Genomic DNA, 26,746 nt, shown 5'->3' with positions numbered 1-26,746 from the left:
ACGTTCACTCCGGTGTGCCGGGCTCGTCGGGTTCGAAGGTGGCGGCGAGGGCCTCGGCGAGGGCGGGGACGAGGTCGGGCCCGGAGAGGACCTCGTCCTCGGTGTCGTGGCGGCGCAGCCGGAGGGCGGCGTGCCGGGCGCCGTCGCGCAGCACGCCGACGATCATGCGGACGTCCTCGCGCCCGGGGTGGGAGGCGGCGAACTCGGCGGCCTCGGCCTCGTCCTCGGGGATCTCGTCCTCGGCCTCGGGGGGCAGGACGATCCGCTCCATGACGAGGGCGCAGCCTTCGACGGCGTCTGGCCAGGCGATGGTGGCGAGGGCGTCCTCGATGCCGGCCTGGTCGGGCAGGGCGGGCTGTTCGAGGGCGGCGAGGGTGTCGGTCGCGGGGTCGAGGCCGAGCTGCTCGGCGAGCTCGGGTTCGGCGCGGCGCAGTTCTGAGCTGCGGACGAGGGCGTAGATGCGGGGCGTGCCGTCCCAGCCCTCCTGGGCCGAGTGACGTTCGAGGTCCAGCACGACTTCTTCCAGAAGACTCACGGGCCCATCTTTCCCCCATTCGGCACGGGGAAATGCGGGAACCCCGCTCCCAGTCGGTAAGTTGCATCTACAGCACCGGCGGGCGGCCGGTGGGAGAGATCTCGATCGGAGGGGCCACTTGACCTTCCGGACTCCCGGTTTCGGGCGCCGGCTCGGCACCGGACGGACACGGCTGCTGCTACCGGTGCTGGTGGCGCTGGCGGCGCTGCTTGTCGCGTTCCTGGTCTTCACGGCCGTGTACACCGATCTGCTCTGGTACCGCTCGATCGGTTTCTCGTCGGTCTTCACGACGCAGCTCCAGGCGAAGGTCGTCCTGTTCTTCGGGGCGGGGCTGCTGATGGCGCTGGTGGTGGGCGCGAACGTCGTGGTGGCGTACCGGCTGCGCCCGGCGTACCGGCCGCTGTCGGTGGAGCAGCAGGGCCTGGAGCGGTACCGGGCGGTGATCGATCCGCGGCGGCGGCTGATCGCGTGGGCGCTGCTCGGGATGCTGGGGGTGCTGACGGGGTCGTCGGTGGCGGGCCAGTGGCCCGTGTGGCTGGCGTTCCTCAACCGGACGCCGTTCGGCGTGCGCGACCCGCAGTTCCACAAGGACGTCTCGTTCTACGTCTTCACCTACCCCTTCCTGCGCCTGGTCATCGGGGTGGTCTTCGCGACGGTGATCCTGTCGATCCTGGCCGCGGTGATGGTGCACTACCTGTACGGGGGGCTGCGGCTGCAGGGGCCGGGCGACAAGGCGAGCCCGCCCGCGCGGGCGCACCTGTCGGTGCTGTTCGGCCTGTTCATCCTGCTGAAGGCGGTCGCGTACTGGTTCGACCGGTACGGGCTGGTGCATTCGGAGCGGGGGGCGGCGACGGGCGCGTCCTACACGGACGTGAACGCGCTGCTGCCGGCGAAGACGATCCTGGCCGTGATCGCGCTGCTGTGCGCCGCCATGTTCTTCGGCAACCTGCTGCGGCGCGGCATGATGCTGCCGGGCGTGGGGTTCACGCTGCTGGTGCTGTCGGCGATCCTGCTGGGCGGGGTGTACCCGCTGCTGATCCAGCAGTTCCAGGTGAAGCCCGACGAGCTGGCCAAGGAGCGGCAGTACATCCAGCGCAACATCGAGTTCACGCGCCAGGCCTACGGGGTGGACGGGGCGAAGGTCGTCCCCTATGGAACGCAGCCGGTGACCGATAAGAAGGCCCTTCAGGACGAGGCGGCCAAGCTCCAGCAGAACGGGGTGCGCGTCCTCGACCCGAACGTGGTGGGCGAGACGTTCCAGCAGTTGCAGCGGATCCGGCCGTTCTACCGGTTCCCCGACACCCTGGACGTGGACCGCTACCAGGTGGACGGCAAGCTCGTCGACACGGTGGTGGCGCTGCGCGAGCTGTCCGGCGCGCCGGTGGGGCAGCGCAGCTGGGTGAAGGACCACATGGTCTACACGCACGGCTACGGGTTCGTGTCCGCCTACGGCGACCGCTTCGCCGCCACGGAGCCGGACTTCATCACCCGCGACATGCCCGCGGCCCCCAACCAGGCGATCAAGGTGGCGCAGCCGGAGATCTACTTCGGGGAGCGCTCGCCGCGGTACTCGGTGGCCGGCGGGCGCGGCCAGCAGGAGCTGAACTACCCGGACAACAGCCCGTCGGGGCAGAAGAGCAGCACCTACGACGGGCAGGGCGGCGTGCCCATCGACTCGTTCGCGCACCGGCTGCTGTACTCGGCGAAGTTCCAGGACAAGAACCTCATGCTGTCCGGAGCGATCAACAAGAACGCGAAGATCCTGTACGACCGGTCTCCGCGGCAGATGGTGCAGAAGGCGGCGCCGTGGCTGACGCTGGACGGCGACCCGTACCCGGTGGTGGTGAACGGGCGCATCCTGTGGGTGGTGGACGGCTACACGACGTCCAACGGCTACCCGTACTCGGAGCAGATGAGCCTCGGGGAGGCCACCCGCGACACGATCACCGACACGCGGTCGGCGGTGGCGCGGCAGGCGAACGACCACATCAACTACCTGCGCAACTCGGTGAAGGCGACCGTCGACGCCTACGACGGCACCGTCCACCTGTACCAGTGGGACGAGAAGGACCCGATCACCAAGACGTGGATGAAGGTGTTCGACGGCACGGTCCAGCCGCGCTCGTCGATCCCGCCGGAGCTGGAGTCCCACTTCCGCTACCCGCAGGACCTGTTCAAGGTGCAGCGGAAGGTCCTCACGAAGTACCACGTGACCGACCCGTCGGCGTTCTACAACGGGGAGGGCTTCTGGGAGGTGCCGGAGGACCCGTCCGCGAAGGGCAAGCGGCAGCCTCCCTACTACCAGAGCCTGCGGATGCCGGGCCAGGACGCCCCGTCCTTCTCGCTGACCACGGTGTTCAACCCGCGCGGCAACCCGCAGCTCGCCGCGTTCATGTCGGTGGGGTCCACTTCGCGCGACTACGGGCAGATCCAGATCCTGCAGATGCCGCGCAACGCGCAGCCGGCGGGTCCGGGCCAGGTGCAGAACTCCTTCGAGACCGACACGAAGGTGAAGAATGACCTGTTCACGCTGCGGCAGGGCGGGACGAAGACCGTCCCGGGCAACCTGCTGACGATCCCGTTCGGGGGCGGCCTGCTGTACGTGGAGCCGATGTACACGAAGGCGGCGGGCGGCTCGGAGCAGCAGCCCTACCCGATCCGCGGCAAGATCCTGGTGCGGTTCGGGGAGGGCATCGCGGCGGCCGACACCCTCGATCAGGCGTTGACGCAGGTGCTCGGCGGGTCGGGCGCCCCGGCGCAGTCGGGGTCGCCGGGCACGCCGGACGATCAGTTGAGCGCGCCGGCGAAGAAGGCGATCGAGGATCTGAAGGCCGCCGTGACCGACTACGAGAACGCCCAGAAGAAGGGCGACTACCCGGGCATGGGCGAGGCCTGGAAGCGGATCAAGGACGCGCAGGCGGCGCTGTCGGCCGCGGGCCAGAAGCCGAAGACCTCCCCCAGCCCGTCGCCGTCCGCCTCACCGTCCGCCTCGCCGAGCGCCACGCCCCCGTCGAGCTGACGGCGCCGTCCGGCTGACGGCCCCGTCGAGCCGGCGGGGCCGTCACGCCGAGGTCGCCGCCGCGCCCGGGGCCGGGTCGTCCGACCCGGGCGGGCGGCGGCGCCCGGGGCTCAGCGGCGGCGCTTGCGGGCGCGCCGGATGGCGGCGGCGGCGCCGATCGCGGCGACGGTGGCGCCCGCGGCGGTCGCCATGGTGGCCTCCTTGCCGCCGACGCGGCGGCCGACGACGGCGTGCCGTCCCGCGGTCTCCTCCATCACGGCCCGGAGGGCGGCCGCGTTGTCGTAGAGGGGCTTCCAGCCGGCGGCGCGCAGCCGCGCGCAGTCGACGACCCACGGGTAGGCGACGTAGTGCAGGTCGGTGGCCGGGGCGGGGGTCATGCCGAGCCGGTGCAGGCGCTGCGCCATCCCGAAGGTGAGGGCGGCGGGCAGCTCGAAGGCGCGCTTGCCGGTGATCTCGGTCACCTCCTCGGGGCCGAGCCAGCCCTCGCAGCCGACCGCGACGGGGCCGGACACGTTCTCGGTGACGACGACTTCCAGGGCGGACGCGAGGTCCTCGATGTGGCAGAACTGCCAGCCGGGCGTGCTGCCCTTGACCGACAGCAGCCGCGGCGCCTCGAAGTGGCGGGTGACGACGGTGTCCACGCCCGGCCCGGCGAGCGCGGCGGGGCGGACGACGGTGACCTCGACGCCGGGGTGGGTGAGGTGCGCGGTCGCGGCCAGTTCCTCGATCTCCAGGAAGTCGCCGGCGATGGAGGTGCTGGCCTCGGCGAGCAGCGGCGCGTCCTCGCTCAGCGGCACCTCGTTGCCGGGCCCGGCGCCGTACACCATCGCGGACGTGACGAGCACCACGCGCCGCACGCGGGCCGCGGCGGCCGCGGTGACCACGGTCTGGGCGCCGCGGACGTTGTGGGTGCGGCGCTCGCGCGGGTCCACGTCCGGGGACCGTTCGAGGTCCAGGTTGACGATCACGTCGACGTCGGAGAGCCGGCCGGAGAGCAGCGGGTCCCTGATGTCGACGACACGCCAGGTGACCCCGGGCACGTCGCCGCGGTGCCCGTCGATGGCGACGATCTTGCGGATCTCTTCCCGTTCGGCGAGCCGGGCGGCCAGCAGCCGCCCCGCGCCGGAGGCCGCGCCGGTGACGGCGACGACCGGGCCCTTGCTACGCCGAGGGCGAACCTTGCCCGTTGCCACGGAGGTGCCCCCTTCCTTGAGTACGCGACCTTGCCGGGACCGGCTAACGTTGCGGATATGAGCCCATCATGCATCCCAGGGGCAAACCGATGAGTGACACTCCGTTCGGCTTCAACCGTCCCGGGGGCGGCGACGACGACGACCGGCCCCAGGATCCGTTCAAGGGCATGGGCGGCGACATGGCCCAGTTCGCCGACATGCTGCACCGGTTCGCGGACATGATCGGTGCGCAGGGCGCGGGCGGTGAGGGCGGCGGCCCGCTCAACTGGGACCTGGCCAAGAACATCGCCCGGCACACGGTGGTGGAGCAGGGCGACCCGTCGGTCGTGGACACCGAGCGGCGCCAGGTCGAGGAGGCGCTGCGCCTGGCGGAGCTGTGGCTCGACGAGCGGACGACGCTGCCCGCCGGGATCCGCACGCCGCAGGCGTGGAGCCGGTCGGAGTGGATCGAGCAGACGCTCCCGGTGTGGGCGAAGGTGTGCGACCCGATCGCGGCCCGGATGGTCGACTCGATGGGCGGCGCCCTCGGCGGCGGCGAGATCCCGGCCGACGTGCAGGCGATGGCGGGCCCGCTGATCGGGATGGTCAAGCAGATGGCCGGGGCGATGGTCGGCGGGCAGGCCGGGCAGGCGCTCGGCGCGCTGGCCCGCGAGGTGACCGGCTCCGCCGACGTGGGGCTGCCGCTCGCGCCGGACGGCGTCGGCGCGCTGCTGCCCGCGGGCGTCGAGGCGTTCGGTGCGGGCCTGGAGGTCTCCTCCGACGAGGTCCGGCTCTACCTGGCGCTGCGGGAGGCCGCGCACCAGCGGCTGTTCGCGCACGTGCCGTGGCTGCGCTCGCACCTGCTGGGCGCGGTCGAGGAGTACGCGCGCGGCATCACCGTCGACCTGTCGGGCATCGAGCAGGCCGTGCAGGGGCTCGACCTGAGCAACCCGGAGGCGCTCCAGGAGGCGCTCGGCGGGGAGATCCAGCTCCAGCCCGAGGAGACGCCGCGGCAGAAGGCGGCGCTGGCCCGGCTGGAGACGACGCTCGCGCTGGTCGAGGGCTGGGTCGACACCGTGGTGAACGAGGCCGCCGAGGGGCGGCTGCCCGGCTCGGTGAAGCTGGCGGAGGCGGTGCGGCGGCGCCGCGCGACGGGCGGCCCGGCCGAGCGGACGTTCGCGACGCTCGTCGGCCTGGAGCTGCGTCCGCGCCGGCTGCGGGAGGCGGCGGCGCTGTGGCGGTCGCTGACCGAGGCGCGCGGCACCCAGGGCCGGGACGCGGTCTGGGACCACCCCGACCTGCTGCCGACCTCGGACGACCTCGACGACCCGGACGGCTTCGTCCACGGCCGCGACGAGATCGAGGGCCTGTCCGACATCGACCTGTCCAAGCTCGCCAAGGGGCTGGACGAGGACGAGAAGCCGGACGAGAAGGACTCCGGCGACGCGAAGGACGCCGGGGAGGCCGAGAAGGGCCCGGACGGCGAGGAGCCCGGCGGCGATCCCGGCGGGGATCGGGGGCCGGGCGGCGAAGGGCCGCGCGCATGAGCCGGGCGCGCCCGTCGCGGGTGAACGGCTGCATGTACGAGCCCGGCTCGTCCACGAGCGCGATCCGGAGGCGGATCGCGCGGGCGAGCCTGTGCTGGCAGCGCCCGCTCGACCAGGAGAGGCGGCGCCGCCGCCCCGACAACTCGCGCTACCCCCGCGTCGGCCGCGCATGAGGAGGTCGCCGCGCAAGGGCCGCGGGCGCCCAGGCGCCCGGCACGACGACGGGCCGCCACGGGCGGGCGGCCGGTCGCCCGGCGGAGCGCAGGACATGGGCACCGCGGGCCGGGGCCCTGAGGCCGAGCCGGCCACCCACGCCTTCGAGCCCGACGCGGGCGCCGTCCGCCTCACGCCCGAGACGGCGGCGCCGGACAGGACGCCCCCGGGGGCGCGGCCGCTGGGCACGCGGTCGCTGACGCCCGGGTTCCTGTACGGGGACGCCGTGCGCGTCCTGTCGGCGTGGCAGGCGCCCGATCCCGGGCAGGACGGGCTGCGCCTGGAGTTCCTCCGCCATCTGGAAGTGCACCCGGCCGACGGCATGTGGCGCGAGTGCGCGGACGGGCACATCACCGCCAGCACCGCCGTGCTCGACGCGTCCCGTACCCGGGTCCTGCTGACGCTGCATTCGAAGGTCAAGGCGTGGCTCCAGCTCGGCGGGCACTGCGAGCCGGGTGATCTCACGCTCGCGGGCGCGGCGCTCCGGGAGGCGACGGAGGAGTCGGGCATCGCGGGCCTGCGGCTGGTGCCCGAGCCCCTCCAGCTCGACCGGCACGAGGTCCGCTGCCATCCGCAGGGCACCTGGCACCTGGACGTGCAGTACGTCGCGGTCGCTCCGGAGGGCGCCCGGCACGCGGTGTCGGACGAGTCGGACGACCTCCGCTGGTTCCCGGTCGACGATCTTCCGGAGTCGGCCGACGAGGCGGTCCGGCGGCTGGTGGCCCGGGCGGTCGACGCGAGCGTGTGACGCCCCGCGGGCTGCCCGGCCCCGAGCCGTCAGCGGCCGAGCGGGTGGCCTTCCAGCAGGGCGCGGGTGTTCTCCCAGCCTTCCAGGCCGGCGTCGAGGAACCGCAGGTCGTCCGGGGTGCGCAGGCGGTGCCAGCCGGGGCCCTGCGGCACGAGCCCGGGGCGCGGCGCGGCGGCGCGGAGCCGGGCGAGGGCGTCCGGGGTGTCGAGATCGGTCTCGCGCAGGGCGGCGGCGAGCCAGCCGGGCAGCGGGAGGCGGGCGGCGAGGGCGACCAGGCCGTTACCGCGGGCGGCGGCGCCTTCGGCCTGGCAGGCGGCGGCCGGGGCGGTGCCGAGGGCGCGGAAGAGCTTGCCGATCAGCAGCGGCGGCAGGTCGGGCGCGTCCGGGGCGATCAGCGCGGCGGTCCCGGCGCCGAGGGCGTGCAGGGCCGCGAACGCGCCGGCGAGGGTGGGTTCCCGGACGATCGGCGTGCCCGGCCAGGTGACGGCCTCGGCGTCCGGCTGGTCGGGCGGGTCCAGGACGAGCGCGGGCGTGACCAGTTCGAGTCCGGCGACGACCTCGTAGGTGTCTTCGAGCAGCGCGAGCCGGAACTCCTCCGGATCGAGGCCGGGCGGCGCGGCCGGGGAGCGGGGCGGCCACGCGAGCACGGCGGCGCAGCGCGCCGGGCCTTCGGGCCCCGGCTCCGGGGCGTCGGTCACCCGGTCGGTCACCCGGCGGCCTCGTGCGGGTACTCCCCGCCGCGGTGCAGGCCGTCGCCGTGGTGGATGTCCGCGACGTCGTCGGGCGCGTCCGCTTCGAGCGGCAGGTGCGCGGCGGCCGCGACGCCCTCCAGGTAGCCGCGGGCGCGGTCGGCCTTCGGGTAGTTGCCGACCAGCTCCCAGAAGTCGGCGCCGTGCCCGGGGATGAGCAGGTGCGCCAGCTCGTGGACGAGGACGTAGTCGACGACCCAGCCGGGCATGCCGCGCAGCCGCGTGGACAGCCGGATCGTGCCGTCGTCGGGAGTGCACGATCCCCAGCGGGTGCGCTGGTTGGCGACCCAGCGGACGCTGACCGGGTCGGCGCGTCCGGACAGGTAGCGGCGCGAGAGCTCGCGGGCGCGGCACTGGAGGTCGGCGTCGGAGGGCCGCCGCCGGCGCTCCCTCTCCTCGAGCCGTTCCAGGATGGTCGCGATCCACTGTTCCTCTTCGGCCTTGGTCAGCCTTGACGGAACCATCACCACCACCTTGTCGCCTTCACGGTAGGCGGACACGGTGCGCCTGCGCCTCGGGCTGCGGCGGACCTCAACGTTAGGGGGCACGGTCAGAACCGTACTCGAATTTTTGCGAAATCCACAGGGGGTGTTTGACGTTACCGCAGGTCAACCCCTACGTTTTGAAGGGTTCTTCCACGCTTTCACCAATCCGCGCGGAGGGCCCCGGGGGTGCGCCCGCGCACTTTACTCGCCGGTGAATTGCGGGCTGCGCTTCTCGCGCTGCGCGGCGATCCCCTCCCGCATGTCCCGGGACGCCATCGTCACCGGCTGGGCGAGGGACTCCCAGCGCAGCGCCGACTCCATGTCGGGGTGGCCGCCGTTCGCCAGGGCGACCTTGGTGAGCCGGGTCGCGATCGGCGCCTGCGCGGCGATCCGGGCGGCGACGGCGAGGGACTCCTCCAGCACGTCCGGACCCGGCACCGCCCGGTTGACCAGGCCGTTCTCGGCGGCCTCGGCACCGGTGAGGACGCGTCCGGCCAGCAGCATCTCGCGGGCCAGCGGCAGCCCGGCGACCTCGGGGAACAGCCAGGTCGCGGCCATTCCGGGGTGCAGGCCGAGCGCGGTGAACGGGGCGAGCAGCTTGGCGTCCCGCGCCGCGTACCGCAGGTCGCAGGCCAGCGCGAGGCAGAGGCCGGCGCCGACCGCGTGCCCGTTGACCGCGGCGATCGTCGGCACCTCCAGGTCCCGGATCGACAGCCACGTCCGGTAGAACTCCAGCATCCGGTCGCGCAGCGGCGGGACCGCCACGTCGCCGGCGTCGGCCAGCCAGGACAGCTCGCCGCCGGAGCTGAACGCGGTGCCCGCGCCGGTCACGACGACGCAGCGCAGCGCAGCGTCGCCGCGCAGGTCCTCGATCGCGCGCTTCCACGCGGCGGTGAGGCCGTCCGCCATCGCGTTGCGGCGGCCGGGGTCGTTGAGGGTGAGGACGGCGACCCCGCCGGGACGGCGGTCGATCAGCAGCACGTCGGCAGGCTCCGCGGACATGTCCGGCACCGTACCGCGCCCGCCGCGCGGCCGTCCGACCGCCCCCTCCTCCGCGTGAGAAAGCGCACACTTACGGAGTTCGTGCAGGTCAGCGCGGTGTGCCGGTTCCGGCATCGGGGAGAGTTCGGCGGGGTTGTGGCGTGAACGACAGTCGATCACCGACAATGGGCGGCGTGAGCGATCTCCCCCGCCGCGCGGTGACGCGGTCAGCAAAGCTGGCGTCCCTCCCCATCGGCTTCGCGGGACGCACCGCCCTCGGCATGGGAAAGCGGACCTTCGGCCGCCCGGCCGAGGCGGTCGCGCTGGAGATCCAGGCCCGGACCGCCGAGCAGCTGTTCAAGGTGCTCGGCGAGCTCAAGGGCGGCGCGATGAAGCTCGGCCAGATGCTGTCGATCTTCGAGGCGGCGCTGCCGCCGGAGATCGCCGGCCCGTACCGGGCCACGCTGACGAAACTGCAGGAGGCCGCTCCCCCGCTGCCGGTGTCGACCGTCCACAAGGTGCTGGAGGAGTTCCTCGGCGAGGACTGGCGGGACTACTTCGAGTCGTTCGACGACCGGCCGGCGGCCGCCGCGTCGATCGGCCAGGTGCACCGCGCGGTCTGGCACGACGGCCGGGCCGTCGCGGTCAAGGTGCAGTACCCGGGCGCGGGAAAGGCGCTGATCAGCGACTTCAACCAGCTCGCCCGGCTCGGCCGGCTGTTCGGGGTCCTGATGCCGGGCCTGGACGTCAAGTCGATGCTGGCCGAGCTCAAGGAGCGGGTGGTCGAGGAGCTCGACTACACGATCGAGGCCGAGTCGCAGGCGCGGTTCCGCGAGGCCTACCTGGACGACCCCGACTTCTACATCCCCGAGGTCATCGCGCAGTCCGGGAACATCCTGATCACCGAGTGGATGGACGGCACCGCGCTCTCGAAGATCATCAGCGAGGGCGACCAGGAGACCCGCGACCACGCGGCGCTGCTGTACTGCCGGTTCCTGCTGTCGGGGCCGAAGCGGTCGGGAATGCTGCACGGCGACCCGCACCCCGGCAACTTCCGGCTGCTGGCCGACGGCCGGCTCGGCGTCCTGGACTTCGGCGCCGTCGACCGCATCCCCGGCGGGTTCCAGAAGCGGCTCGGGCTGCTGCTGCGGATCGGCACGATGGCCGACATCGACGAGGTCGAGGAGGCCCTGCGCCGGGAGGACTTCATCCGCGAGGGCGTGGAGATCGACGCCGAGTCGCTGCAGGCGTTCCTCGCGCCGATCACCGAGCCGTTCGTCACCGAGACGTTCAAGTTCAACCGCGAGTGGCTGCGCGACATGGCCGCCCGGGTCACCGACCTGCGGCCCTCCAACGTCGTCCGGCAGCTGAACCTGCCGCCCGAGTACGTGATCATCCACCGGGTGCTGTCGGCGGGCACCGGCGTGCTGTGCCAGCTGGAGTGCGAGATCCCGGCCCGCGCCGAGTCGCTGAAGTGGGTGCCCGGCTTCGCCGACGACGCGGACGGCGAACTGGTCACCGGCTGACGCCGCTCCAGGAGAAGCTCGGGGGCCCCGCGCACTGATGAGGTGCGCGGGGCCCCGCTCTTCGCGCGTCCGGTGAGTGGGCCACCGGACGCGCTCCACGCGCCCGCCGGGAGGCGTGCCGTCCGCCAAACCATCCAAGAAAGAACGGACGTCGGCCTGCTACCGGCGGGCCCTCCGTCTGTCTGCGCCGCGCCTTCGCGCCGCGCCTCTGGGTCGTGCCGTGATCCTCTCGGGTCAGGACCTGGCCGGGGTCGTGGTCCGGCCGTGTCCTGACCCGGTCGGGTCGTCCGTCAGTGCCGCGGCTGCGGCGCGTGCGTGTACGTCCCGCCGGCCCCTGTGGGCGCGAGCAGGACGCGGCTCACCCGCGACGCCCTGGTCCGCGCCTCGCGGCGGGCGCGCCGGAGCGCGAGCACGCGGGCGGCGAGCTCGTCGGGGACGGTCGCGGGTATTCGCTCGCGGGACAGGTCCTGGCTGAGCAACGTCATTTCGCTGAGCATCGTCATCTCGTTCTCCCCGGCCGCCCGGGGGCGCGGTCCCCTCGCGGGGGCCGCGCCTCCGGGGTCGAATCGGCCGATCAGCGGCGTGGCGGGCATCGGTGCCTCACACCGCGACTTCGTCGGGCCGCGGGTGCTTGCGCGGGCGGCCACGGGGCCGCTTGCGCGGAACGATCACACCGCGGACGAACAGCTCGCCGCCCCAGACGCCCCAGGGCTCCTTGCGCTCGAGCGCCCCGGCGAGGCACTCCTTGCGGAGCGGGCACTCCAGGCACAGCGCCTTGGCGAGCTCGACGTCGGCGGGAGCCTCGGCGAAGAACAGCTCCGGGTCGGTCCGGCACGGAAGCGTGAGGTCCTCCTCGCTCACTGCGAGAGCCCCCTGCATCACAGTCACCCTTGTTCCTCTCGTTGGATCTCAACGGGTGTGTCGGTGGGTCTGGACAAAGAAGAAGGCCGCGGATCCGGTGTCTGGATCCGCGGCCTGGGGGCTTGCCGGTCTTCGTGCTAGACCGGTCGTCGCCTCCAGGGGTACGGACCCGACACGCCACCCGTGAAGGTGACGCCCACGTGGGCCGTGGCCGGAGCCGGAGCGCTCATGTCCTCGAGAAGGTGTTCGAAGACACTGCGGCCCTGGTCGTCCTGGATTCGCTGCTCGAAGCGCAGATCGCACAGATTCGTGCCGCGCAGCCCTCGCAGGTCGCGCAGCCCTCGCAGGTCGCGCCACTGCATGCCGCGCTCACGCTGTCGCATGACGGACGCCTCGACGACGGACGCCTCGAGATACGCGGCGGACTCGCCGGGCTTCGAGAGACGGGTCATCGGGGCGCGGGACACGGAGGCGCCGGAGCAGGCCGCGGTCCAGGACGACGCGGATTTGATCAACGTGTTGCTCACCGGACTGCACACCACCTCTCTGGCTCCTCGGGCCGGGTCCGGCGGATCCAAGATCCACACCGGTCGGCCGGTTGATTGCTCGCATCGAGCGTACGGGGATCGCGCCGAATCAAGCAAGATATTTTTGACCTGCGGTTTCGTGGGGGAATTCACCCGCGTTCCGCAGAACTCCACACGCCTCGCGAGCGTCGAAACTCCCGGGAGCCGCGTACGGAACGATCATCTCACGAACGGTCGGCCGGGCGCTCGCGCACGGCGTCGGAGACCCGGACCAGCCCCTCCTGCATGACGGACACGACCAGCTCGCCCTCGCGGGTGAACACCTGGCCGCGGGCGAGCCCGCGGGCGCCGCCGGCGAACGGGGTGTCCTGGTAGTACAGCAGCCACTCGTCGGCGCGGAACGGCCGGTGGAACCACATCGCGTGGTCGAGGCTGGCGCCCATCGTCCGCTTGTCGCCCCATGCCAGCCCGTGGTTGAGCAGGACGGTGTCGAGCAGCGTCATGTCCGAGGCGTAGGTCATGAGGCACACGTGCAGCAGCGGGTCGTGCGGCAGCTCGCCGTCCACTTTCAGCCACACCTTCGACTCCGGGGTGGCGAGGGAGGGGTCCTTGGCGGCCTCCCACGTCAGCGGCGTCGCGTGCCGGATGTCGAACGGGCGGCGGGTGACGAACTCGCGCGCCCCGACCTCGCCGAACAGCGGCGTGAGGCGGGTCAGGCCGTCCGGGAGCGTCTCCGGTGCGGGGGCCTCGGGCATCGGGGCCTGGTGGGTCGGGCCGTCCTCGACGATCTGGAACGACGCCGACAGCGTGAAGATCGCCTTGCCGTGCTGGACGGCGGTGACGCGGCGGGTGGTGAAGGACCGCCCGTCGCGGACCCGGTCGACGGTGTAGACGAGCGGGACGAGCGGATCGCCGGGACGGATGAAGTAGGCGTGCAGCGAGTGCACGGGCCGGTTCGCGGGGACGGTGCGCCCGGCGGCGACGAGCGCCTGCCCCGCCACCTGCCCACCGAAGACGCGCTGCCGCCGCTCCTCGGGGCTGCGGCCGCGGAAGATGTCGTTCTCGATCTGCTCCAGGTCGAGCAGGTCCAGCAGTTCCTTCAGCGATTCCTTCACGGTGGCCAGTGTTCCCTATGGCCTTGAGTGAGCTGGCTCTCACCCTGTGGTGTCAGTGCCCGCAGAGGCCGAGGACGGCGTCGCCGTACCGGTCGAGCTTCACCTTGCCGACGCCGGGGATGCGGGCCAGGTCCTCCAGCGACTCGGGGGCGTGCTCGGCGATCGCCTGGAGCGTCGCGTCGGTGAACACCACGTACGCGGGCACCTTCTGCTCGGCGGACACCTGGGCGCGCCACTCCTTGAGCGCCAGGAGGAGCTCCTCGTTCAGCTCGGAGGGGCAGTCCTCGCAGCGGCCGAGCTTGCGCTCGACGGCGGCGGTCAGCGGGCGGCCGCACACCCGGCAGGGCTGCGGCCCCTTGGCGGGGCGCCGCTTCGACCGCTCGACGCGGGCGGGCGTGTGCGTGGTGGTCTTGCCGGTCAGGCCGTCCAGGAAGCGGGACGGGCGGCGCGCCTGCGTCCCGCCGGGCGACCGCGCCAGCGCCCACGACAGGTTCAGGTGCACGCGCGCCCGCGTCACGCCGACGTACAGGAGGCGGCGCTCCTCCTCGATCTGCTCGGGCGTCTTGGCGTAGACGATGGGCAGCGTGCCCTCGGCCAGCCCGACGAGGAACACCGCGTCCCACTCCAGGCCCTTGGCGGCATGCAGCGAGGCGAGCGTGACGCCCTCCAGCGGCGGCGCGTGCTGCGCGGCGGCGCGCTCCTCCAGCTCGGCGACGAATTCGGGGAGCCCGGTCCGGGGATTGTCGGCGGCCATGTCCTCGGCGAGCTGGGCCAGCGCGGCGAGGGACTCCCAGCGCGCGCGGGCCGCGCCCGCGCCCTCGGGGGGCCGGTCGGAGAACCCCGCCCCGCTCAGCACGTGCCGGACGGTCTGGATCAGCCCCATGCCGTCGGTCTCGGCGTCGGCGCCCGCCCGCGCCGCGCCGCGCAGCCGCACCACGGCCTCGCGCACCTCGGGCCGCTCGAAGAACCGCTCGGCGCCGCGCAGCACGTACGGGACGCCCACGGCGGCGAGCGCCGACTCGTAGGTCTCGGACTGGGCGTTGATCCGGTACAGGATCGCGATCTCCCGCGCGGGGACGCCCTCCTCGATCAGCTTGCGGGCGCGCCGCGCGGCGTCGTCGGCCTCGGCGACCTCGTCGTCGTACTCGTTGAACACGGGCTCGGGCCCGTTCTCGCGCTGCGCGACCAGCTCCAGCTTGTGCCGCGCGCCCCGCGCCTGTCCGATCACCCCGTTCGCCAGCCGGACGACCTGCGGCGTCGACCGGTAGTCGCGCACGAGCCTGACGACCTTGGCGTCCGGGTGCTCGCGGGTGAAGTCGAGCAGGTGGGACGGGGACGCGCCGGTGAAGGAGTAGATCGTCTGGTTGGGGTCGCCGACGACGCACAGGTCGTCGCGGTCGCCGACCCAGGCGTCGAGCAGCATCTTCTGCAGCGGGTTGACGTCCTGGAACTCGTCGACGACGAAGTACCGGTACTGCTCGCGGACCTGGTTGGCGACCTCGCGGTGCTCGGTGATGACGGCGGCGGTCAGCTCCAGCATGCCCTCGAAGTCGAGCAGGTTGCGCTCGCGCCTGAGCTGCTCGTACATCGCGTAGACGCGGGCCACGTCGACGACTTCGGCGGGCGGGCGGCGGCCCGCCTTCACGACCGCGGCCGGGTAGTCCTCGGGGCGGTTCTGGGTGACCTTCGCCCATTCGATCTCGCTCGCGACGTCGCGCAGCTCCGTGCGGCCGAGGGAGAGCCGGCACGCCCGCGCCGCGTCCGCGACCAGCCCGATCTTCGAGTCGACGATCTTGGGTGCCTCGCCGCCGACGACGCGCGGCCAGAAGTAGCCGAGCTGCCGCAGCGCCGCCGCGTGGAACGTGCGGGCCTGCACGCCGGGCGCGCCGAGCTGCCGCAGCCGGCTGCGCAGCTCCCCCGCCGCGCGTGTGGTGAACGTCACGGCGAGCACCCGCTGCGGCGTCACGACGCCGGTGAGGGTGGCGTAGGCGATCCGGTGGGTGATCGCCCTGGTCTTGCCCGTCCCGGCGCCCGCGAGGACGCACACCGGGCCCTTCACCGCCTCGGCGACCGCCCGCTGCTCGGGGTCGAGCCCCTCCAGCACCGACTCAGCTGACATTCCCCCATACTCGCAGCCCGCCCCACCTGTATCAGCCATCTCCGCCGCCTGTGGACGACGCGGAATGCGAAGCGGTCGCGTGATGTTCTTGGTAGGCATCAACCCCCGAGCGCAAGGAGACGCGGAACCGATGGCGACGCCGACGACCGACCGGGCCAAGGGCGCGGCCGGCCAGCTCACCATGTACACGACGTCCTGGTGCGGGTTCTGCCGGCGGCTGAAGAGCCAGCTGGCCCGCGACGGCATCCAGATGGTGGAGATCGACATCGAGCGCGACCCCGCGGCCGCCGAGTTCGTGATGAGCGTCAACGGCGGCAACCAGACGGTGCCGACGATCGTGTTCCCCGACGGCTCCGCCGCGACCAACCCCAGCGCCAAAGAAGTCAAGCGCCGCCTCGCGGAGCTTGCCTAGCGTTTTTCTCCTCCTTCGGGCCTGAAAGCCGAGAGCACCCCAGCCCGCGGCGCAACCCCGCAACGACCCCAGGCCCGCGATCGCGTCCGAAGGCAGATTCGAGCGAAGCAAGAATCTGATCGCGCAGCGAGCCGCAAGGCGAGCCGGAGCGATGCCAGCGATCGCCCGCGTTTCTCGACGATGGAGGGCCGCCAGGCCCGAAGGAGGAGAGAAATGCCAGGCTAGAACGGCGGCATTTTGGGGAGGTCGCTGCCGTACCAGCGCATGATTAGCTGGGCGGCGATCGACAGCGGGCCCGGCGCGACGATCTCGCCCGCGTCGATGGCGGCGCGCAGTTCGTCGCGGGTGTACCAGGCGGCGTCCAGGATCTCCTCGGGGTCGGGACGCAGCGGGAGGCCGCCGTCCGCCCGCGCGGTGAACCCGATCATGAGGCTCCGCGGCAGCGGCCACGGCTGGCTGCCGAGGTAGCGCACGTCGCGGACGGGCAGCCCGACCTCCTCCTGCACCTCCCGCGCGACGGCCTGTTCGAGGGACTCCCCCGGCTCGACGAACCCGGCGAGGATCGAGCGGCGGTCGGCCGGCCACTGCGGGCCGCGGGCCAGCAGGACGCGGTCGGCCTCGTCCGTCACCAGCATGATCACGGCGGGGTCGACGCGCGGGAAGTGCTCCGAGCCGTCCCTGGGGCAGACGCGCACGTGCCCGGCGGCGGCCGTGCGGGTCTCGGCGCCGCAGCGCGGGCAGTACCGGTGGGTGTCGTGCCAGTGCTCCAGGGCGACGGCGTGGGTGAGCAGGCCGGAGTCCCGGTCGCCGAGGAGGGCGCCGACGCGCCGGAGCCCGGCCGGCTGCGCCCCCTCGACGGCGGGCAGCGGGCCGGGCACCCCGAAGTAGGCGACGCCGTCGCCGTCGACGCCGAGGAGCCACCGCCCGCCGTCCGGCGCCTGCTCCGGCGGCACCAGGACGAGCGCGGGAGCGGGCTCGAAGGCCACGAGCGCCCGCCCCTCGTGGACGACCAGGACGCGCGTCCTCGGGTCGGCCCACGCGGCGTCCAGCCAGGCCTCGTCGCGCCGGTTCAGCGCGACGCGGTCGAGCGTGCCGCGCGCGAGCGCCAGCCACTCCAGCGGGTCCTGCGACATCTCCTGCCGAGCAGGCGGCGTCTCCAGCGGGGCGTCGGTCATCGTGCTCCTCTCCGCCGTGTTCAGCGCAGCGCGGTGGCGAGTTCTTCCCACAGGTACGCGGCGGCCTCGGCGCCCTTGAGCAGCAGCGGGATCTCGACCTTCTCGTTCGGGGCGTGGATGCGGTCGCCGTCCAGACCCACCGCGACGAAGACCAGCGGCGCGTCCAGGATGTCGGCGAGGTCGGCCTCGGGGCCGCTGCCGCCCTCCCGGGTGAACAGGACGTCGGTCCCGAAGGCCCGCTCCATGGCGCGGCGGGCGGCCTTGACGCCGGGCGAGTCGATCGGGGAGAAGCAGGGCCGGACGCCGCCGTGCGGGGTGCGGACCTCGGCCTCGACGCCGGCCGGCGTCCGCTCGGCGACCCACTCCCTGAACTGCTCCTGGACCTTGCGGGGGTCCTGGCCGGCGGCGAGCCGGAACGAGATCTTGGCGTGCGCCTCGCGGGGGACGATCGTCTTGCCGCCCGGCCCGGTGTGCCCGCCCCACATGCCGTTGATCTCGGCGGTCGGCCGGGCCCAGACGCGTTCGAGGGTCGTGTAGCCCTTCTCGCCGTGGGCGGCGCGGCTGTTCCCGGCGGTGCGCAGCCACTCGGCCTCGTCGAACGGCAGCCGGGCGAACAGCTCACGCTCCTCGTCGGTCAGCGGGACGACGTCGTCGTAGAAGCCGGGGAGGGTGACGCGGCCGTCGTCGTCGTGGAGGGCGGCGAGCAGCGAGGCCATCGCGTGGAGCGGGTTGGGGACGGCGCCGCCGAACGAGCCGGAGTGCAGGTCGCTCTCCGGGCCGCGCAGCGTGACCTCGGCTTCGGCGAGGCCTCGCATGCCGGTGCACATGGACGGCACGTCCGCCGACCACATCGTGGTGTCGCTGATGACGACGGCGTCGCAGGCGAGCCGGTCGCGGTGGGTGCGGAGCAGCTCGGCGAAGTGCGCCGAGCCGGACTCCTCCTCGCCCTCGACCAGCAGCTTGATCGTGACGGGCGGGGCCTGCCGCCCGGACGCGGCGAGCCCCGCGCGGATCCCGAGGGTGTGGAAGAAGACCTGGCCCTTGTCGTCGGACGCGCCGCGCCCGATGAGCCGGTCGCCCTTCTCCAGCGGCTTGAACGGCTCGGTCTCCCACTCCTCCAGCGGCTCGACCGGCTGGACGTCGTGGTGCCCGTAGACGACGACCGAAGGGGCGCCCGGGTCTTCGGCGGGCCATTCGGCGAACACCGCGGGCAGTCCTGGGGTCTCCCAGACCTCGACGGTGGGGAAGCCCTGCCCGCGCAGGTACTCGGCGAGCCATCCGGCGGAGGTGCGCACGTCGTCGGCGTGGGCCGGGTCCCCGGAGATGGACGGGATCGCCAGCCACTCCTTGAGGTCGGCGAGGAACCGGTCGCGGTCCGCCTGGATGTAGGCGACTACGTCGTTCACCTGCATGCCCCTTCGCATGTCGTAATGTCGGGCCGAGCGTCCTGCGTCCGGGATCTCCGGACGTCCGGAACCTCGGGTTCCCCGATCCGGGGAACTCACAGTAAGGGATCCCCTTGCCTCGATCGCGGGAGTGGCCTTGATCCTCATCGACCCGCCGCTGTGGCCCGCGCGTGGCCGCGTGTGGTCGCACATGGTCAGCGACGTGTCGTACGACGAGCTGCACCTGTTCGCCGCCGATCTGGGCATGCCGGCGCGGGCGTTCGAGCGCGACCATTACGACGTCCCGTCCGAGCTGTACGAGGCGGCGCTGCTCCAGGGCGCCGAGGCGGTGAGCTGCCAGGAGCTGCTGCTGCGGCTGACGAAGGCGGGCCTGCGCCGCCGCAAGGCGTACCGGCCCCGGACGGCCGGCTCGGCGTCGTCGTCCGGCTAGGCGTCGTCGTCTGGCTAGGCGTTGAGGAGCAGGAGTTCGGTCCGCATGTTGTTGCGGGCGCGCTCCTCGAAGCGTTCGCGTGCGGCGGGCGTGTGGAACAGCCTGGGCAGCGCCAGGAGTCCGTTGAGGACCTCGGCCCGTCCGGCGCGGAAGAACTCGTCGGGGACGAACGCGTACTCCTCGCGGACGGCGGCGGCGTAGGCGGCGTACTCCTCGGGCTCCGCGCCGAGGACCGCGAGGTCGGCGTCGCAGAGGACCTGCCCGTCGCGGTCGCCCTCCTCCGGCGCGTGCGCGGCGGTCAGCTCGACGAGCCGGACGACCTGCGCGACGACCGGCTCCGGGAGGTCGGTGTCGGCGAGCATGCGCGCGGCCAGGCGGGCGCTGCGCTCCTCGTTGTCGGCGCGCTCGGGGTCGTACACGGCGTCGTGGAACCAGGCGGCGAGCCGGACGGCGTCGGGGTCCTCGGCGTGCCCGGCCAGCTCGTCCACGAGGTCGAGCACCGCGGCCAGGTGCGCGCGGGTGTGGTAGCGGCGGTGCGGCTCGCCGTAGCGCTGGTCGAGCTCGGCGCCGATGTGCCGGGTGTGGGGTCCGGCCAGCGCCACCCACCGGTCGACAAGTTCCATGGGGGCCATCCTGGCGGATCGCGGGACGGGCCGGGACACGCGATGCCATCGTTCTTGCGTGCGGAGGACGCCCCGGCCACTATGGTGATCACTGCGAGTTAGGCAAGGCTTACCTCACTCACTGGAAGGGCCGGTCGTGGCCGCCTCTCTCTACCTGGTCGCCGGCAAGGCGACCGACTCGGTGACCCACGGGTTCCTGCCCGCCGCCGCGCGCCTGGGCCTCGACGTCACGCTCCTCACCGACCGTCCCGCCGCCCACGACGCCGGTGTTCCCGTGGTCGAGTGCGACGTCTCCGATTTCCGCGCCATCATCGCGAGCGTCGAGGGCACCGCCGCGCACGGCGGGGCCGAACCCGCCGCGGTCTTCTCCAACAGCGACTTCCTGCAGGCGCCCGCCGCGCTGGCCGCCGCGTACTTCGGCCTGCCCGCCAAGGACTGGCGGGCCGCGACCCGGGCGAAGAACAAGGCGCTCATGCGGCGGCACCTGGTGTCCCTCGACCCGGTCTTCTCGGCGGACGCCGCGCGGGTTCCGGCGGACGCGCCGTACCCGCTCGTCCTCAAGCCGCGCGAGGGGGTGGCGAGCGAGGACGTCTTCCTCGTCCGCGACGCCGGGGAGCTCTCCGCACGGATCGAGGAGGTCAGGGCCCGGCGCGGCGATCCGCTGGTGGCCGAGGAGTACCTGCCCGGACGCCTCCACACGCTGGAGACGCTGGGCGACGGGCGTGAGGTGCGCGTGCTCGGGTCGTTCCGCACGTCGCTCTCGCCGCCGCCGTTCTTCGTCGAGGAACGCCTGGAGTGGGCGCCCCCGCCTCCGGAGACGGCGCAGGTGCTGCGCCAACTGGAGGCGCTGGGCGTCGGTTTCGGAGCGTGCCACACCGAGTTCGTCGTCCACGAGGGGCGCGCCCGCATCATCGAGGTCAACTACCGCCTGATCGGCGACCACTGCGACTTCCTGCTGGCCGACCTGCTGGGCGTCCCGCTCTTCGAGCAGATCCTCGACGTCCACCTGGGCGCGTCCTTGCCGGGACGGCGGGTGCCGCGTCCGCGCCATGCCGTCGCCGAGCCGGTCATCGCCGACCGCTGCGGCACGCTCACCGCGGCTCCCGGCCCCCTGCTGCTGGACGACGGTCCCGTCCGGCTGGCGTACCGCCCGCAGCGCGCGGTGGGCGACACCGTCGAACTCACCCGCACCAACCGCGACTACCTGGGCACCGTCCGCGCCATCGGACCCGGGCCGGACGAGGTGGACGCCGCCCTGGCGCGGTTCCGGGCGGCCCACGAGTGGACGATCGCGTGACCGGTGACGACGCCGAGGGCACGCTCGCGGCCCGTGTCCTGGACGCGTTGCTGAGGGAGGACTACGCGGGCCTAAGGCGCTTCGTGCGTGGCCGCACGCTGGAGCTTCCGGGCCGGCCCGTGCGTCTCGTGCAAGCGCGTCCCGCCTTTCTCTCGGAACTCGTCGTGGACCCTGGGCAGGGCCTGCGGTTGAGCGACGTCTTCCATGCCGTCCGTGCGGTGGCCGACCTGCGTGACGACACGGCGGCCTTCGAGCGCGAGTGCCGTGAGGCCTTGGCGGCCGTCCGGCTGCACGACGACGCGCGTCCGGCCGTCCACCGGCGGCTGGGACGCCTCCCGGCCGAGCTGCGGACGGGCCCCGGCACGTTCTACGAGACGCTGGCGGCCTACAACGACCATCCCGTGCATCCGACCGGCCGGAGCCGCGCCGGGCTGTCCCTGGCCGAGCTGAGCCGGTACGCGCCCGAGTTCGCTCCGTCGTTCCCGCTGCGCTGGGCGGCGGTGCGGAACGCGACGCTGGCCGGGGAGCTCCCCGAGTGGTGGCCCACTCCGTCCGAGGTGGGCCTGGGATCGGAAGGCGTGCTCTTTCCCGTCCATCCGCTGGCGGTGCGGCAAGTGCGCTCGCAGCCCGGTGCCCTGCTCGCGCCCGACCCCTACCTCCAGGTCGCCCCGACCCTTTCGATGCGGACGGTCGCGGCGGCCCCGCTCGCCCATCTGAAGATGCCGCTGCCGACGAGCACCCTCGGCCTCCGCAACCGGCGCACCATCATGCCCGGCACCCTCCCGGACGGCGCGCTCGTCGAGCGGATACTGCGCCAAGTGCTTGTGCACGAGCCGGGGCTTCCCGTCCTTGTCGCCGACGAGCAGACCTACGGCCATGCCGACGACCCACTCCTCGGCTATTTGGTGCGGCGATTCCCGCCGGAGGTGGCGCGCGCGCACGTCGTCCCCGTAGCGGCACTGCTCGCCGAGGCACCGGACGAGGGTTTCGTCATCGAACGCTGGGACGTCGAAGCACTCTTCGGCGCTTACTTGTCGGCGCTGCTCTCCTGGAACGTCACGCTGTTCCGGTACGGCATCGCGCTAGAGGCGCATCAGCAGAACGTGGCGCTCGTCTTGGACGAGTCCCCGCTCCGCCTCCTCGTCAAGGACAACGACGGCGCGCTCATCGACCCGTCCCGCCTCCGTGAGCGCGTGCCGCCCGCCCCCGGCACCGACCCCCGCGACCTCGCCGACCGCCGGATGACGACCTCCGACCCCGAGGCCCTCGCCCGCGTCTTCGTCACGATCACGCTGCACCTGTGCGCCGCGGCGCCCGCCCTCGGCCTGGCCGAGCGGGGCCTGCTGCCGTGGCGGACCGGGCGCCGGATGATCCGCGAGCGGCTGGACGAGGCGCTCGGGCCGGACGACGCGTTCCTGCGCTCCCGCACGCTCGACGCCGACTCGCTGCCCGGCAAGGCCATGGTCACCGCCGGGACCCTCGTCGACAAGGCGAGGACCGGCGCGGCCGACATCAACAAGCACTACGGCCCGCCGGGGCCGAACTACCTACGGGACACCACGTGCTGCTGACAGGACCGGCCGTCACGGCCGACGACGCCACCTCGACCGCGCTGCTCAACTGCCTGGTGCGGGAGGTGTGCGGGCCCGAGCAGCAGGTCTGGCCGGACGGCGGCCGGCTGGTGCTCCGGCTCCCCCGCGCGGGGGTCGTGCTGCGCGCGGGCCTGGCCCGCCCCCCGGCCGGGGCCGCCCCGCGCTTGGCGCCGCCCTACGAGGAGCGCCGCGCGGACGAGTGGATACCGGCCCCCTGGGAGAGGTTGGCGAACCTGGTCGCGGGCGAACTGGAACTGGCGACCGGGCACCCGAACCCGGAGTTCCTCGCCCAGGTGGTCGACAGCCATGCTGCGCTCACCGCCATCCTTGCCGCGAGGGGCGAACCCTCTGGAGACCCCTACATCGACTCGGAGCAGTCCCTTGTCGCGGGGCACCGTTTCCACCCGTCTCCCAAGGCCCGTCAGGGCTCGCCGCAGGAGTGGCTCCCTTACGCGCCTGAGACGAGGGCTCGGTTCCGGCCGCTGTGGCTCGCCGTCCCCGAGCATCTCGTCGCCGAGGAGGGAGACGCGAGGGCCTTCGAGGCCCTGGAAGAGCACGGGCCCCCGGCTCCGCCCGGACGCCGGCTACTTCCCGTCCATCCGTGGCAGTTCTCATTGCTGGCGGACAACCCCGTCCTGCGGAAGGCCTTGGCGAGCGGCTCCCTGGTCAACCTCGGCCCCTCCGGGCCGGAGGCGGTGCCTACGTCGTCCATCCGTACCGCGTACCTGCCGGACGCCGACGTGTTCTGCAAGTTCAGCCTGGATGTGCGCATCACCAACTGCGTCCGGAAGAACGCCTGGTACGAGTTGACCGGGGCGATGACCCTGAACGAGCTACTGCCGCCCATCCTGGAGAAGCTGGACGCCACGTGCCTCAGGGAGCCCGCCTACCGCAGCGTCGCTCTCCCCGACCGCCGCCTGTACGAGGGCTTGGGCGTGATCCTGCGCCAAGGCGTCGGCTCCCTTCCCGGGACGCCTCTCCTTGCGGGCGCTCTGACCGACCCATGCAACGCCCTCCTCGCCGGGCTGCCCGCACTGTCGACCCCGGAGAGCGCCCAAGCCTGGTGGGACGCATACGTAGCCTGCGTGGCACCGCCCGTGCTGGGCGCCTATCTGGACCACGGCGTCGTCCTGGAGCCACACCTGCAGAACGTCCTCGTCTGCGTCGACGACGACGGCATGCCCGTCCATGCCGTGTTCCGCGACATGGAAGGCACCAAACTGACCTCCGGCCAATGGGACCTGTCGCATCTCCCCTCCCGTGTGGCCGAGGCCCTCACCTACGCCCCCGACCAGGGTTGGAACCGTGTCGTCTACTGCCTCCTCGTCAACCACCTGACCGAGATAGCCGCCGCGGTGGCCGACCTCCACCCGTCCTTGGACGAGACGCTCTGGCGCACGGCGCGCAAGCATTTCGCCGACCACGACCGTCACCCGCAGGTGAGGGCCCTGCTGGCCGGTGTCCCGCTGCCCGCCAAGGCGAACCTCCGCACCCGCTGGTCGCGGACGGCCGACCGCGGCGCCGCCTACGTCCCCGTCCCCAACCCGCTCGCCGCGCCCCGACCGCTGTGAACGAGTTCGCGGTGGCCCTCGACCGGTACCCGGCCTACGTCCACGACCTTCCCGGCCTCGAAGCCCACGTCCGCGGCATCCGCGCCGCGCTGCCCGGCACGGAGGTCTTCTACGCCGCCAAAGCCAATCCGGACGCCGAGATCCTCCGCACTGTCGCGCCCCACATCGACGGCGTGGAGGTGTCGTCCGGCGGCGAACTCGCGCATGTCCGGGAGACGCTCCCCGGCAAGCCCGTAGCGTTCGGCGGGCCTGGGAAGACGGACGACGAACTGGCCCTGTCGCGCACGCTCAACGCCGAACGGATCCACGTGGAGAGCCCGAACGAACTGGCCCGCCTCGCAGCCCTCGGCCCGGCCGACGTCCTTCTCCGCGCGAATCTGCCCCTGCACGTGCCGAACGCCGCCCTCACCATGAGCGGCCCTTTCGGAATGGACGAGGACGCCCTCGACCATTGCGCCCGCCTCTTGGCCTCCTACCCGCACCTCAAGCTCCGGGGTATCCACGCCCACCTGGCATCCGGCCTGGACGCGCCGGTCATGCTCGACCTGGCCCACCGGATAGCGGAATGGGCGATCCCCTGGCTGCGTGCCCGAGGAGTGGACGACCCCGAACTGAACGTGGGCGGCGGAATGGCGGTGGACTACACGTCCCCGGAGACCCGCTTCGACTGGCACACCTACGGGACGGGCCTAAGCGGCATCCCCGCGAAGGTCCGCATAGAGCCAGGCCGGGCGATGACCGCCTACCACGGCTGGTACGTCACCGACGTCCTGGACGTGAAGACGACGCGAGGCGAGACCTTCGTCGTCCTCAGAGGCGGCACCCACCATCTGAGGACGCCCGTGACAAAGGGCCACGACCAGCCGTTCAAGGTTCTGACCGCGCAAGGCCCGGAGCGCCCGGCGACCCTGGTGGGCCAGCTCTGCACCCCGAAGGACGTCTTCGCGCGCGACGCCCTCGTCCCGCCCCTGGCCCCGGGCGACGTCATCGCCTTCACCATGGCCGGGGCCTACGCCTGGAACATCTCCCACCACGACTTCCTCATGCACCCGAAGCCGGCCTTCCACTACCGGCGCTGACCGTCAGCTGCGGGGGCTCCCGTACCAGCGCCAGGACGTGACGCGCGGGCGCCCGGGGAGGTCGCCGCGTCCGGTGGCCCACAGGAGGGTCGCCCAGGGGTCGGTGTCCTGCGGTGCGCCGGGGAAGAGGCGTCCCAGCACGCGGGCGCACAGGTCGGCGGGCGGCTCCCACGGCAGACCCAGCCCGTCCGCCAGGTCGTACATGTGGACGAGGGTCTCCACGATCCCCATGGCGGCGAACCCTTCGGCGTCCGACGCGCCGAAGACATGGTGCGCGCGGACGTCCGGGGCCGTGCAGCGGACCACGGCGGAGAGCATCCCGCCGCACGCGTCGAGCACCTGGAGCAGCCCCGCGGCCCCGGCGTCCCGGTCCGCGTGGATCGCGTTCGCCGGCCCCCCGGAGCGCTTGCTCTCCCACACGAACGGCACCTCGCCGTCCGTCGGCGGCGTCCTCGGCGCGAGCTGGGCGGCGTAGGCGAACAGGTCGTCGCCGAGGTGCTCGACGGTCTCCCAGCAGGTCCATTCGAGCGACCCGGCCTTCGCGTCCCAGGCCTCCTGGGGAGCCTCGCGCAGCGCGGCGATGGCCAGCCGGACGGCGAGGTCGAGATCGTCTGCGGTCACGGGGGCGGTCGGATGCGGCATGGCCCCGACGCTACTGGACGACCACCGACCGCCGTTCAGCCGCCCATCAGGGCGGCGGTCCCGCTGACGCTGATCCCGGTGTCGCCGGAAGGGACGTCCACGAGCAGCCGGCTGGGACGGCCCATGTCCTCGCCCTGGCGGATCGTGAGCCGGGCGGGCGGGGCGACGAGGCCCAGCGACCGCAGGTAACCGCCGAAGGCCGCCGCGGCGGCGCCGGTCGCCGGGTCCTCCACCACGCCGCCCGGCGGGAACGGGTCGCGGGCGTGGAAGACGGTCTCGCTCTCCCGCCAGACGAGGTGGACGGTCGTCCAGTCGTTGCGCGCCATGAGTTCGCCGAGCGCGTCCATGTCGTAGTCGAGGTCGGCGAGGCGTGCGCGCGTGGACGCGGCGAGGACCAGGTGGTCGTTGCCCGCGTTGGCGATGCGCGGCGGCAGCGCCGGGTCGAGCTGCGCGGCCTCCCAGCCCAGCGCGTCGAGCGCCGCGGCGAGGTCAGCCTCAGCGACGTCCCGGACGGTGGGCGGGACGCTCGTGAGGGTGGCGAGGACGCGGCCGCCGGCCTCCCTCGTCTCGACCCCGACCTCCCCGGCCATGGTGTCCAGCCGCAGGCTCCCGGTGCCCCGGCGCTCGGCCAGCGCGACGGCGGTCGCGATCGTCACGTGCCCGCAGAAGGCGACCTCGGCCAGCGGACTGAAGTAGCGGATCCGGAACCGATCGGGCGCGCCTCCCTCGTCGAAGAGGAACGCCGTCTCGGAGAACCCGATCTCGGCGGCGATGTCCTGCATCCTCGCGGCGTCCAGGCCCCGCGCGTCCAGGACGACGCCGGCCGGGTTGCCGCCCTCGCCGTCCACGTCGAAGGCGGTGTAGCGGAGTGCTTGTGCGGTGTCGCTCATGGGACCAGTCTGCGCGCACCGGTAGCATCGCG

Annotated in this window: 26 protein-coding genes; 11 read left to right on the top strand and 15 right to left on the bottom strand. The window is 73.0% G+C overall.

Annotation, left to right across the window (positions count from 1 at the left end):
* Window positions 1–4: 4 nt before the first annotated feature.
* Window positions 5–535 (bottom strand): PPA1309 family protein, encoded by a 531-nt coding sequence (locus tag K4S16_RS36000; RefSeq protein ID WP_149263534.1) that lies wholly within the window; start codon window positions 533–535, stop codon window positions 5–7.
* Window positions 536–653: 118 nt separating this feature from the next.
* Between K4S16_RS36000 and K4S16_RS35995 the strand changes: the two genes are divergently transcribed.
* Window positions 654–3,554 (top strand): UPF0182 family protein, encoded by a 2,901-nt coding sequence (locus K4S16_RS35995; RefSeq protein WP_149263533.1) that lies wholly within the window; start codon window positions 654–656, stop codon window positions 3,552–3,554.
* A gap of 110 nt (window positions 3,555–3,664) precedes the next feature.
* On the opposite strand, the gene K4S16_RS35990 is transcribed toward K4S16_RS35995, so the two are convergent.
* The gene (locus K4S16_RS35990) at window positions 3,665–4,747 is read right to left on the bottom strand and encodes an NAD-dependent epimerase/dehydratase family protein (protein WP_149263532.1); all 1,083 of its coding nucleotides are present in this window, start codon (window positions 4,745–4,747) and stop codon (window positions 3,665–3,667) included.
* Between the two features lie 89 nt (window positions 4,748–4,836).
* Here K4S16_RS35990 and K4S16_RS35985 point away from each other — a divergent pair, with 89 nt between their 5' ends.
* The 3 genes from K4S16_RS35985 to K4S16_RS35980 all read left to right on the top strand — a co-directional run bounded on the left by K4S16_RS35985 (window position 4,837) and on the right by K4S16_RS35980 (window position 7,234).
* Entirely contained in the window at window positions 4,837–6,273 is a 1,437-nt protein-coding gene (locus K4S16_RS35985) for a zinc-dependent metalloprotease (protein ID WP_149263531.1), read from the top strand.
* Window positions 6,270–6,446: a hypothetical protein gene (locus tag K4S16_RS44665; RefSeq protein WP_160161151.1), complete on the top strand. Its 177-nt coding sequence runs from the start codon at window positions 6,270–6,272 to the stop codon at window positions 6,444–6,446. Before K4S16_RS35985 ends, K4S16_RS44665 begins: the two co-directional genes overlap by 4 nt.
* Window positions 6,447–6,682: 236 nt before the next feature.
* A complete protein-coding gene (locus K4S16_RS35980) occupies window positions 6,683–7,234 on the top strand; it encodes an NUDIX hydrolase (RefSeq protein WP_375708361.1) in 552 nt (183 codons plus the stop codon).
* A gap of 29 nt (window positions 7,235–7,263) precedes the next feature.
* Here the strand turns inward: K4S16_RS35980 and K4S16_RS35975 are convergent, their stop codons facing one another.
* The 3 genes from K4S16_RS35975 to K4S16_RS35965 all read right to left on the bottom strand — a co-directional run bounded on the left by K4S16_RS35975 (window position 7,264) and on the right by K4S16_RS35965 (window position 9,470).
* Entirely contained in the window at window positions 7,264–7,944 is a 681-nt protein-coding gene (locus K4S16_RS35975; RefSeq protein WP_235037286.1) for a hypothetical protein, read from the bottom strand.
* Window positions 7,941–8,531 (bottom strand): M48 family metallopeptidase, encoded by a 591-nt coding sequence (locus K4S16_RS35970; protein WP_235037285.1) that lies wholly within the window; start codon window positions 8,529–8,531, stop codon window positions 7,941–7,943. The genes K4S16_RS35975 and K4S16_RS35970 overlap by 4 nt, the downstream gene beginning before the upstream one ends.
* Before the next feature lie 138 nt (window positions 8,532–8,669).
* Window positions 8,670–9,470, bottom strand: coding sequence for an enoyl-CoA hydratase/isomerase family protein (locus tag K4S16_RS35965; protein ID WP_149263530.1), 801 nt, complete (start codon window positions 9,468–9,470; stop codon window positions 8,670–8,672).
* A gap of 173 nt (window positions 9,471–9,643) precedes the next feature.
* On the opposite strand from K4S16_RS35965, the gene K4S16_RS35960 reads away from it, so the two are divergent.
* Window positions 9,644–10,975: an AarF/ABC1/UbiB kinase family protein gene (locus K4S16_RS35960; protein WP_235037284.1), complete on the top strand. Its 1,332-nt coding sequence runs from the start codon at window positions 9,644–9,646 to the stop codon at window positions 10,973–10,975.
* A 290-nt stretch (window positions 10,976–11,265) separates the two neighbouring features.
* On the opposite strand, the gene K4S16_RS35955 is transcribed toward K4S16_RS35960, so the two are convergent.
* The 5 genes from K4S16_RS35955 to K4S16_RS35935 form a co-directional block, all read right to left on the bottom strand.
* Window positions 11,266–11,478, bottom strand: a complete 213-nt coding sequence (locus tag K4S16_RS35955; RefSeq protein ID WP_149263529.1) for a hypothetical protein — start codon at window positions 11,476–11,478, stop codon at window positions 11,266–11,268.
* A gap of 97 nt (window positions 11,479–11,575) precedes the next feature.
* Window positions 11,576–11,854 (bottom strand): WhiB family transcriptional regulator, encoded by a 279-nt coding sequence (locus K4S16_RS35950; protein WP_052357680.1) that lies wholly within the window; start codon window positions 11,852–11,854, stop codon window positions 11,576–11,578.
* A 119-nt stretch (window positions 11,855–11,973) separates the two neighbouring features.
* Window positions 11,974–12,363, bottom strand: a complete 390-nt coding sequence (locus K4S16_RS35945) for a hypothetical protein (RefSeq protein WP_149263528.1) — start codon at window positions 12,361–12,363, stop codon at window positions 11,974–11,976.
* A gap of 224 nt (window positions 12,364–12,587) precedes the next feature.
* Window positions 12,588–13,478, bottom strand: a complete 891-nt coding sequence (tesB, locus tag K4S16_RS35940; protein WP_149263527.1) for an acyl-CoA thioesterase II — start codon at window positions 13,476–13,478, stop codon at window positions 12,588–12,590.
* 52 nt (window positions 13,479–13,530) lie between these two features.
* Window positions 13,531–15,597: an ATP-dependent DNA helicase UvrD2 gene (locus K4S16_RS35935; RefSeq protein WP_149263526.1), complete on the bottom strand. Its 2,067-nt coding sequence runs from the start codon at window positions 15,595–15,597 to the stop codon at window positions 13,531–13,533.
* A gap of 130 nt (window positions 15,598–15,727) precedes the next feature.
* On the opposite strand from K4S16_RS35935, the gene K4S16_RS35930 reads away from it, so the two are divergent.
* Window positions 15,728–16,009, top strand: coding sequence for a mycoredoxin (locus K4S16_RS35930; protein WP_149263525.1), 282 nt, complete (start codon window positions 15,728–15,730; stop codon window positions 16,007–16,009).
* A 221-nt stretch (window positions 16,010–16,230) separates the two neighbouring features.
* Here K4S16_RS35930 and nudC read toward each other — a convergent pair whose 3' ends face one another.
* On the bottom strand, window positions 16,231–17,142 hold the full coding sequence (gene nudC / locus K4S16_RS35925) for an NAD(+) diphosphatase (protein ID WP_149263567.1): 912 nt from the start codon (window positions 17,140–17,142) through the stop codon (window positions 16,231–16,233).
* Between the two features lie 62 nt (window positions 17,143–17,204).
* Entirely contained in the window at window positions 17,205–18,596 is a 1,392-nt protein-coding gene (locus tag K4S16_RS35920) for a dipeptidase (protein ID WP_149263566.1), read from the bottom strand.
* A gap of 130 nt (window positions 18,597–18,726) precedes the next feature.
* Between K4S16_RS35920 and K4S16_RS35915 the strand changes: the two genes are divergently transcribed.
* Window positions 18,727–19,020 carry a DUF4031 domain-containing protein gene (locus tag K4S16_RS35915; protein WP_149263524.1) on the top strand — a complete coding sequence of 98 codons (294 nt, stop codon included), beginning with the start codon at window positions 18,727–18,729 and terminating at the stop codon, window positions 19,018–19,020.
* A gap of 14 nt (window positions 19,021–19,034) precedes the next feature.
* On the opposite strand, the gene K4S16_RS35910 is transcribed toward K4S16_RS35915, so the two are convergent.
* The gene (locus K4S16_RS35910) at window positions 19,035–19,643 is read right to left on the bottom strand and encodes an HD domain-containing protein (RefSeq protein ID WP_149263523.1); all 609 of its coding nucleotides are present in this window, start codon (window positions 19,641–19,643) and stop codon (window positions 19,035–19,037) included.
* 136 nt (window positions 19,644–19,779) lie between these two features.
* On the opposite strand from K4S16_RS35910, the gene K4S16_RS35905 reads away from it, so the two are divergent.
* From K4S16_RS35905 to K4S16_RS35890, 4 genes are read left to right on the top strand one after another with little or no spacing between them, the layout of a single operon-like run.
* Window positions 19,780–20,940 (top strand): ATP-grasp domain-containing protein, encoded by a 1,161-nt coding sequence (locus K4S16_RS35905; protein WP_149263522.1) that lies wholly within the window; start codon window positions 19,780–19,782, stop codon window positions 20,938–20,940.
* A complete protein-coding gene (locus tag K4S16_RS35900) occupies window positions 20,937–22,511 on the top strand; it encodes an IucA/IucC family protein (protein WP_149263521.1) in 1,575 nt (524 codons plus the stop codon). The genes K4S16_RS35905 and K4S16_RS35900 overlap by 4 nt, the downstream gene beginning before the upstream one ends.
* Entirely contained in the window at window positions 22,502–24,103 is a 1,602-nt protein-coding gene (locus K4S16_RS35895) for an IucA/IucC family siderophore biosynthesis protein (RefSeq protein WP_149263520.1), read from the top strand. The genes K4S16_RS35900 and K4S16_RS35895 overlap by 10 nt, the downstream gene beginning before the upstream one ends.
* 11 nt (window positions 24,104–24,114) lie before the next feature.
* A complete protein-coding gene (locus K4S16_RS35890; RefSeq protein WP_235037282.1) occupies window positions 24,115–25,182 on the top strand; it encodes an alanine racemase in 1,068 nt (355 codons plus the stop codon).
* A 3-nt stretch (window positions 25,183–25,185) separates the two neighbouring features.
* On the opposite strand, the gene K4S16_RS35885 is transcribed toward K4S16_RS35890, so the two are convergent.
* Together K4S16_RS35885 and K4S16_RS35880 are read right to left on the bottom strand one after the other, a co-directional pair.
* On the bottom strand, window positions 25,186–25,824 hold the full coding sequence (locus K4S16_RS35885) for a maleylpyruvate isomerase N-terminal domain-containing protein (RefSeq protein ID WP_149263518.1): 639 nt from the start codon (window positions 25,822–25,824) through the stop codon (window positions 25,186–25,188).
* A gap of 35 nt (window positions 25,825–25,859) precedes the next feature.
* The gene (locus tag K4S16_RS35880) at window positions 25,860–26,714 is read right to left on the bottom strand and encodes a PhzF family phenazine biosynthesis protein (protein ID WP_149263517.1); all 855 of its coding nucleotides are present in this window, start codon (window positions 26,712–26,714) and stop codon (window positions 25,860–25,862) included.
* Between the last annotated feature and the right edge of the window lie 32 nt (window positions 26,715–26,746).

Source organism: Actinomadura sp. K4S16, from assembly GCF_008327685.1.
Classification (GTDB): Bacteria; Actinomycetota; Actinomycetes; order Streptosporangiales; family Streptosporangiaceae; genus Spirillospora.
The sequence above is the reverse complement of the archived record's forward strand: the minus strand, read 5'-3'. Positions and strand labels throughout refer to the sequence as shown.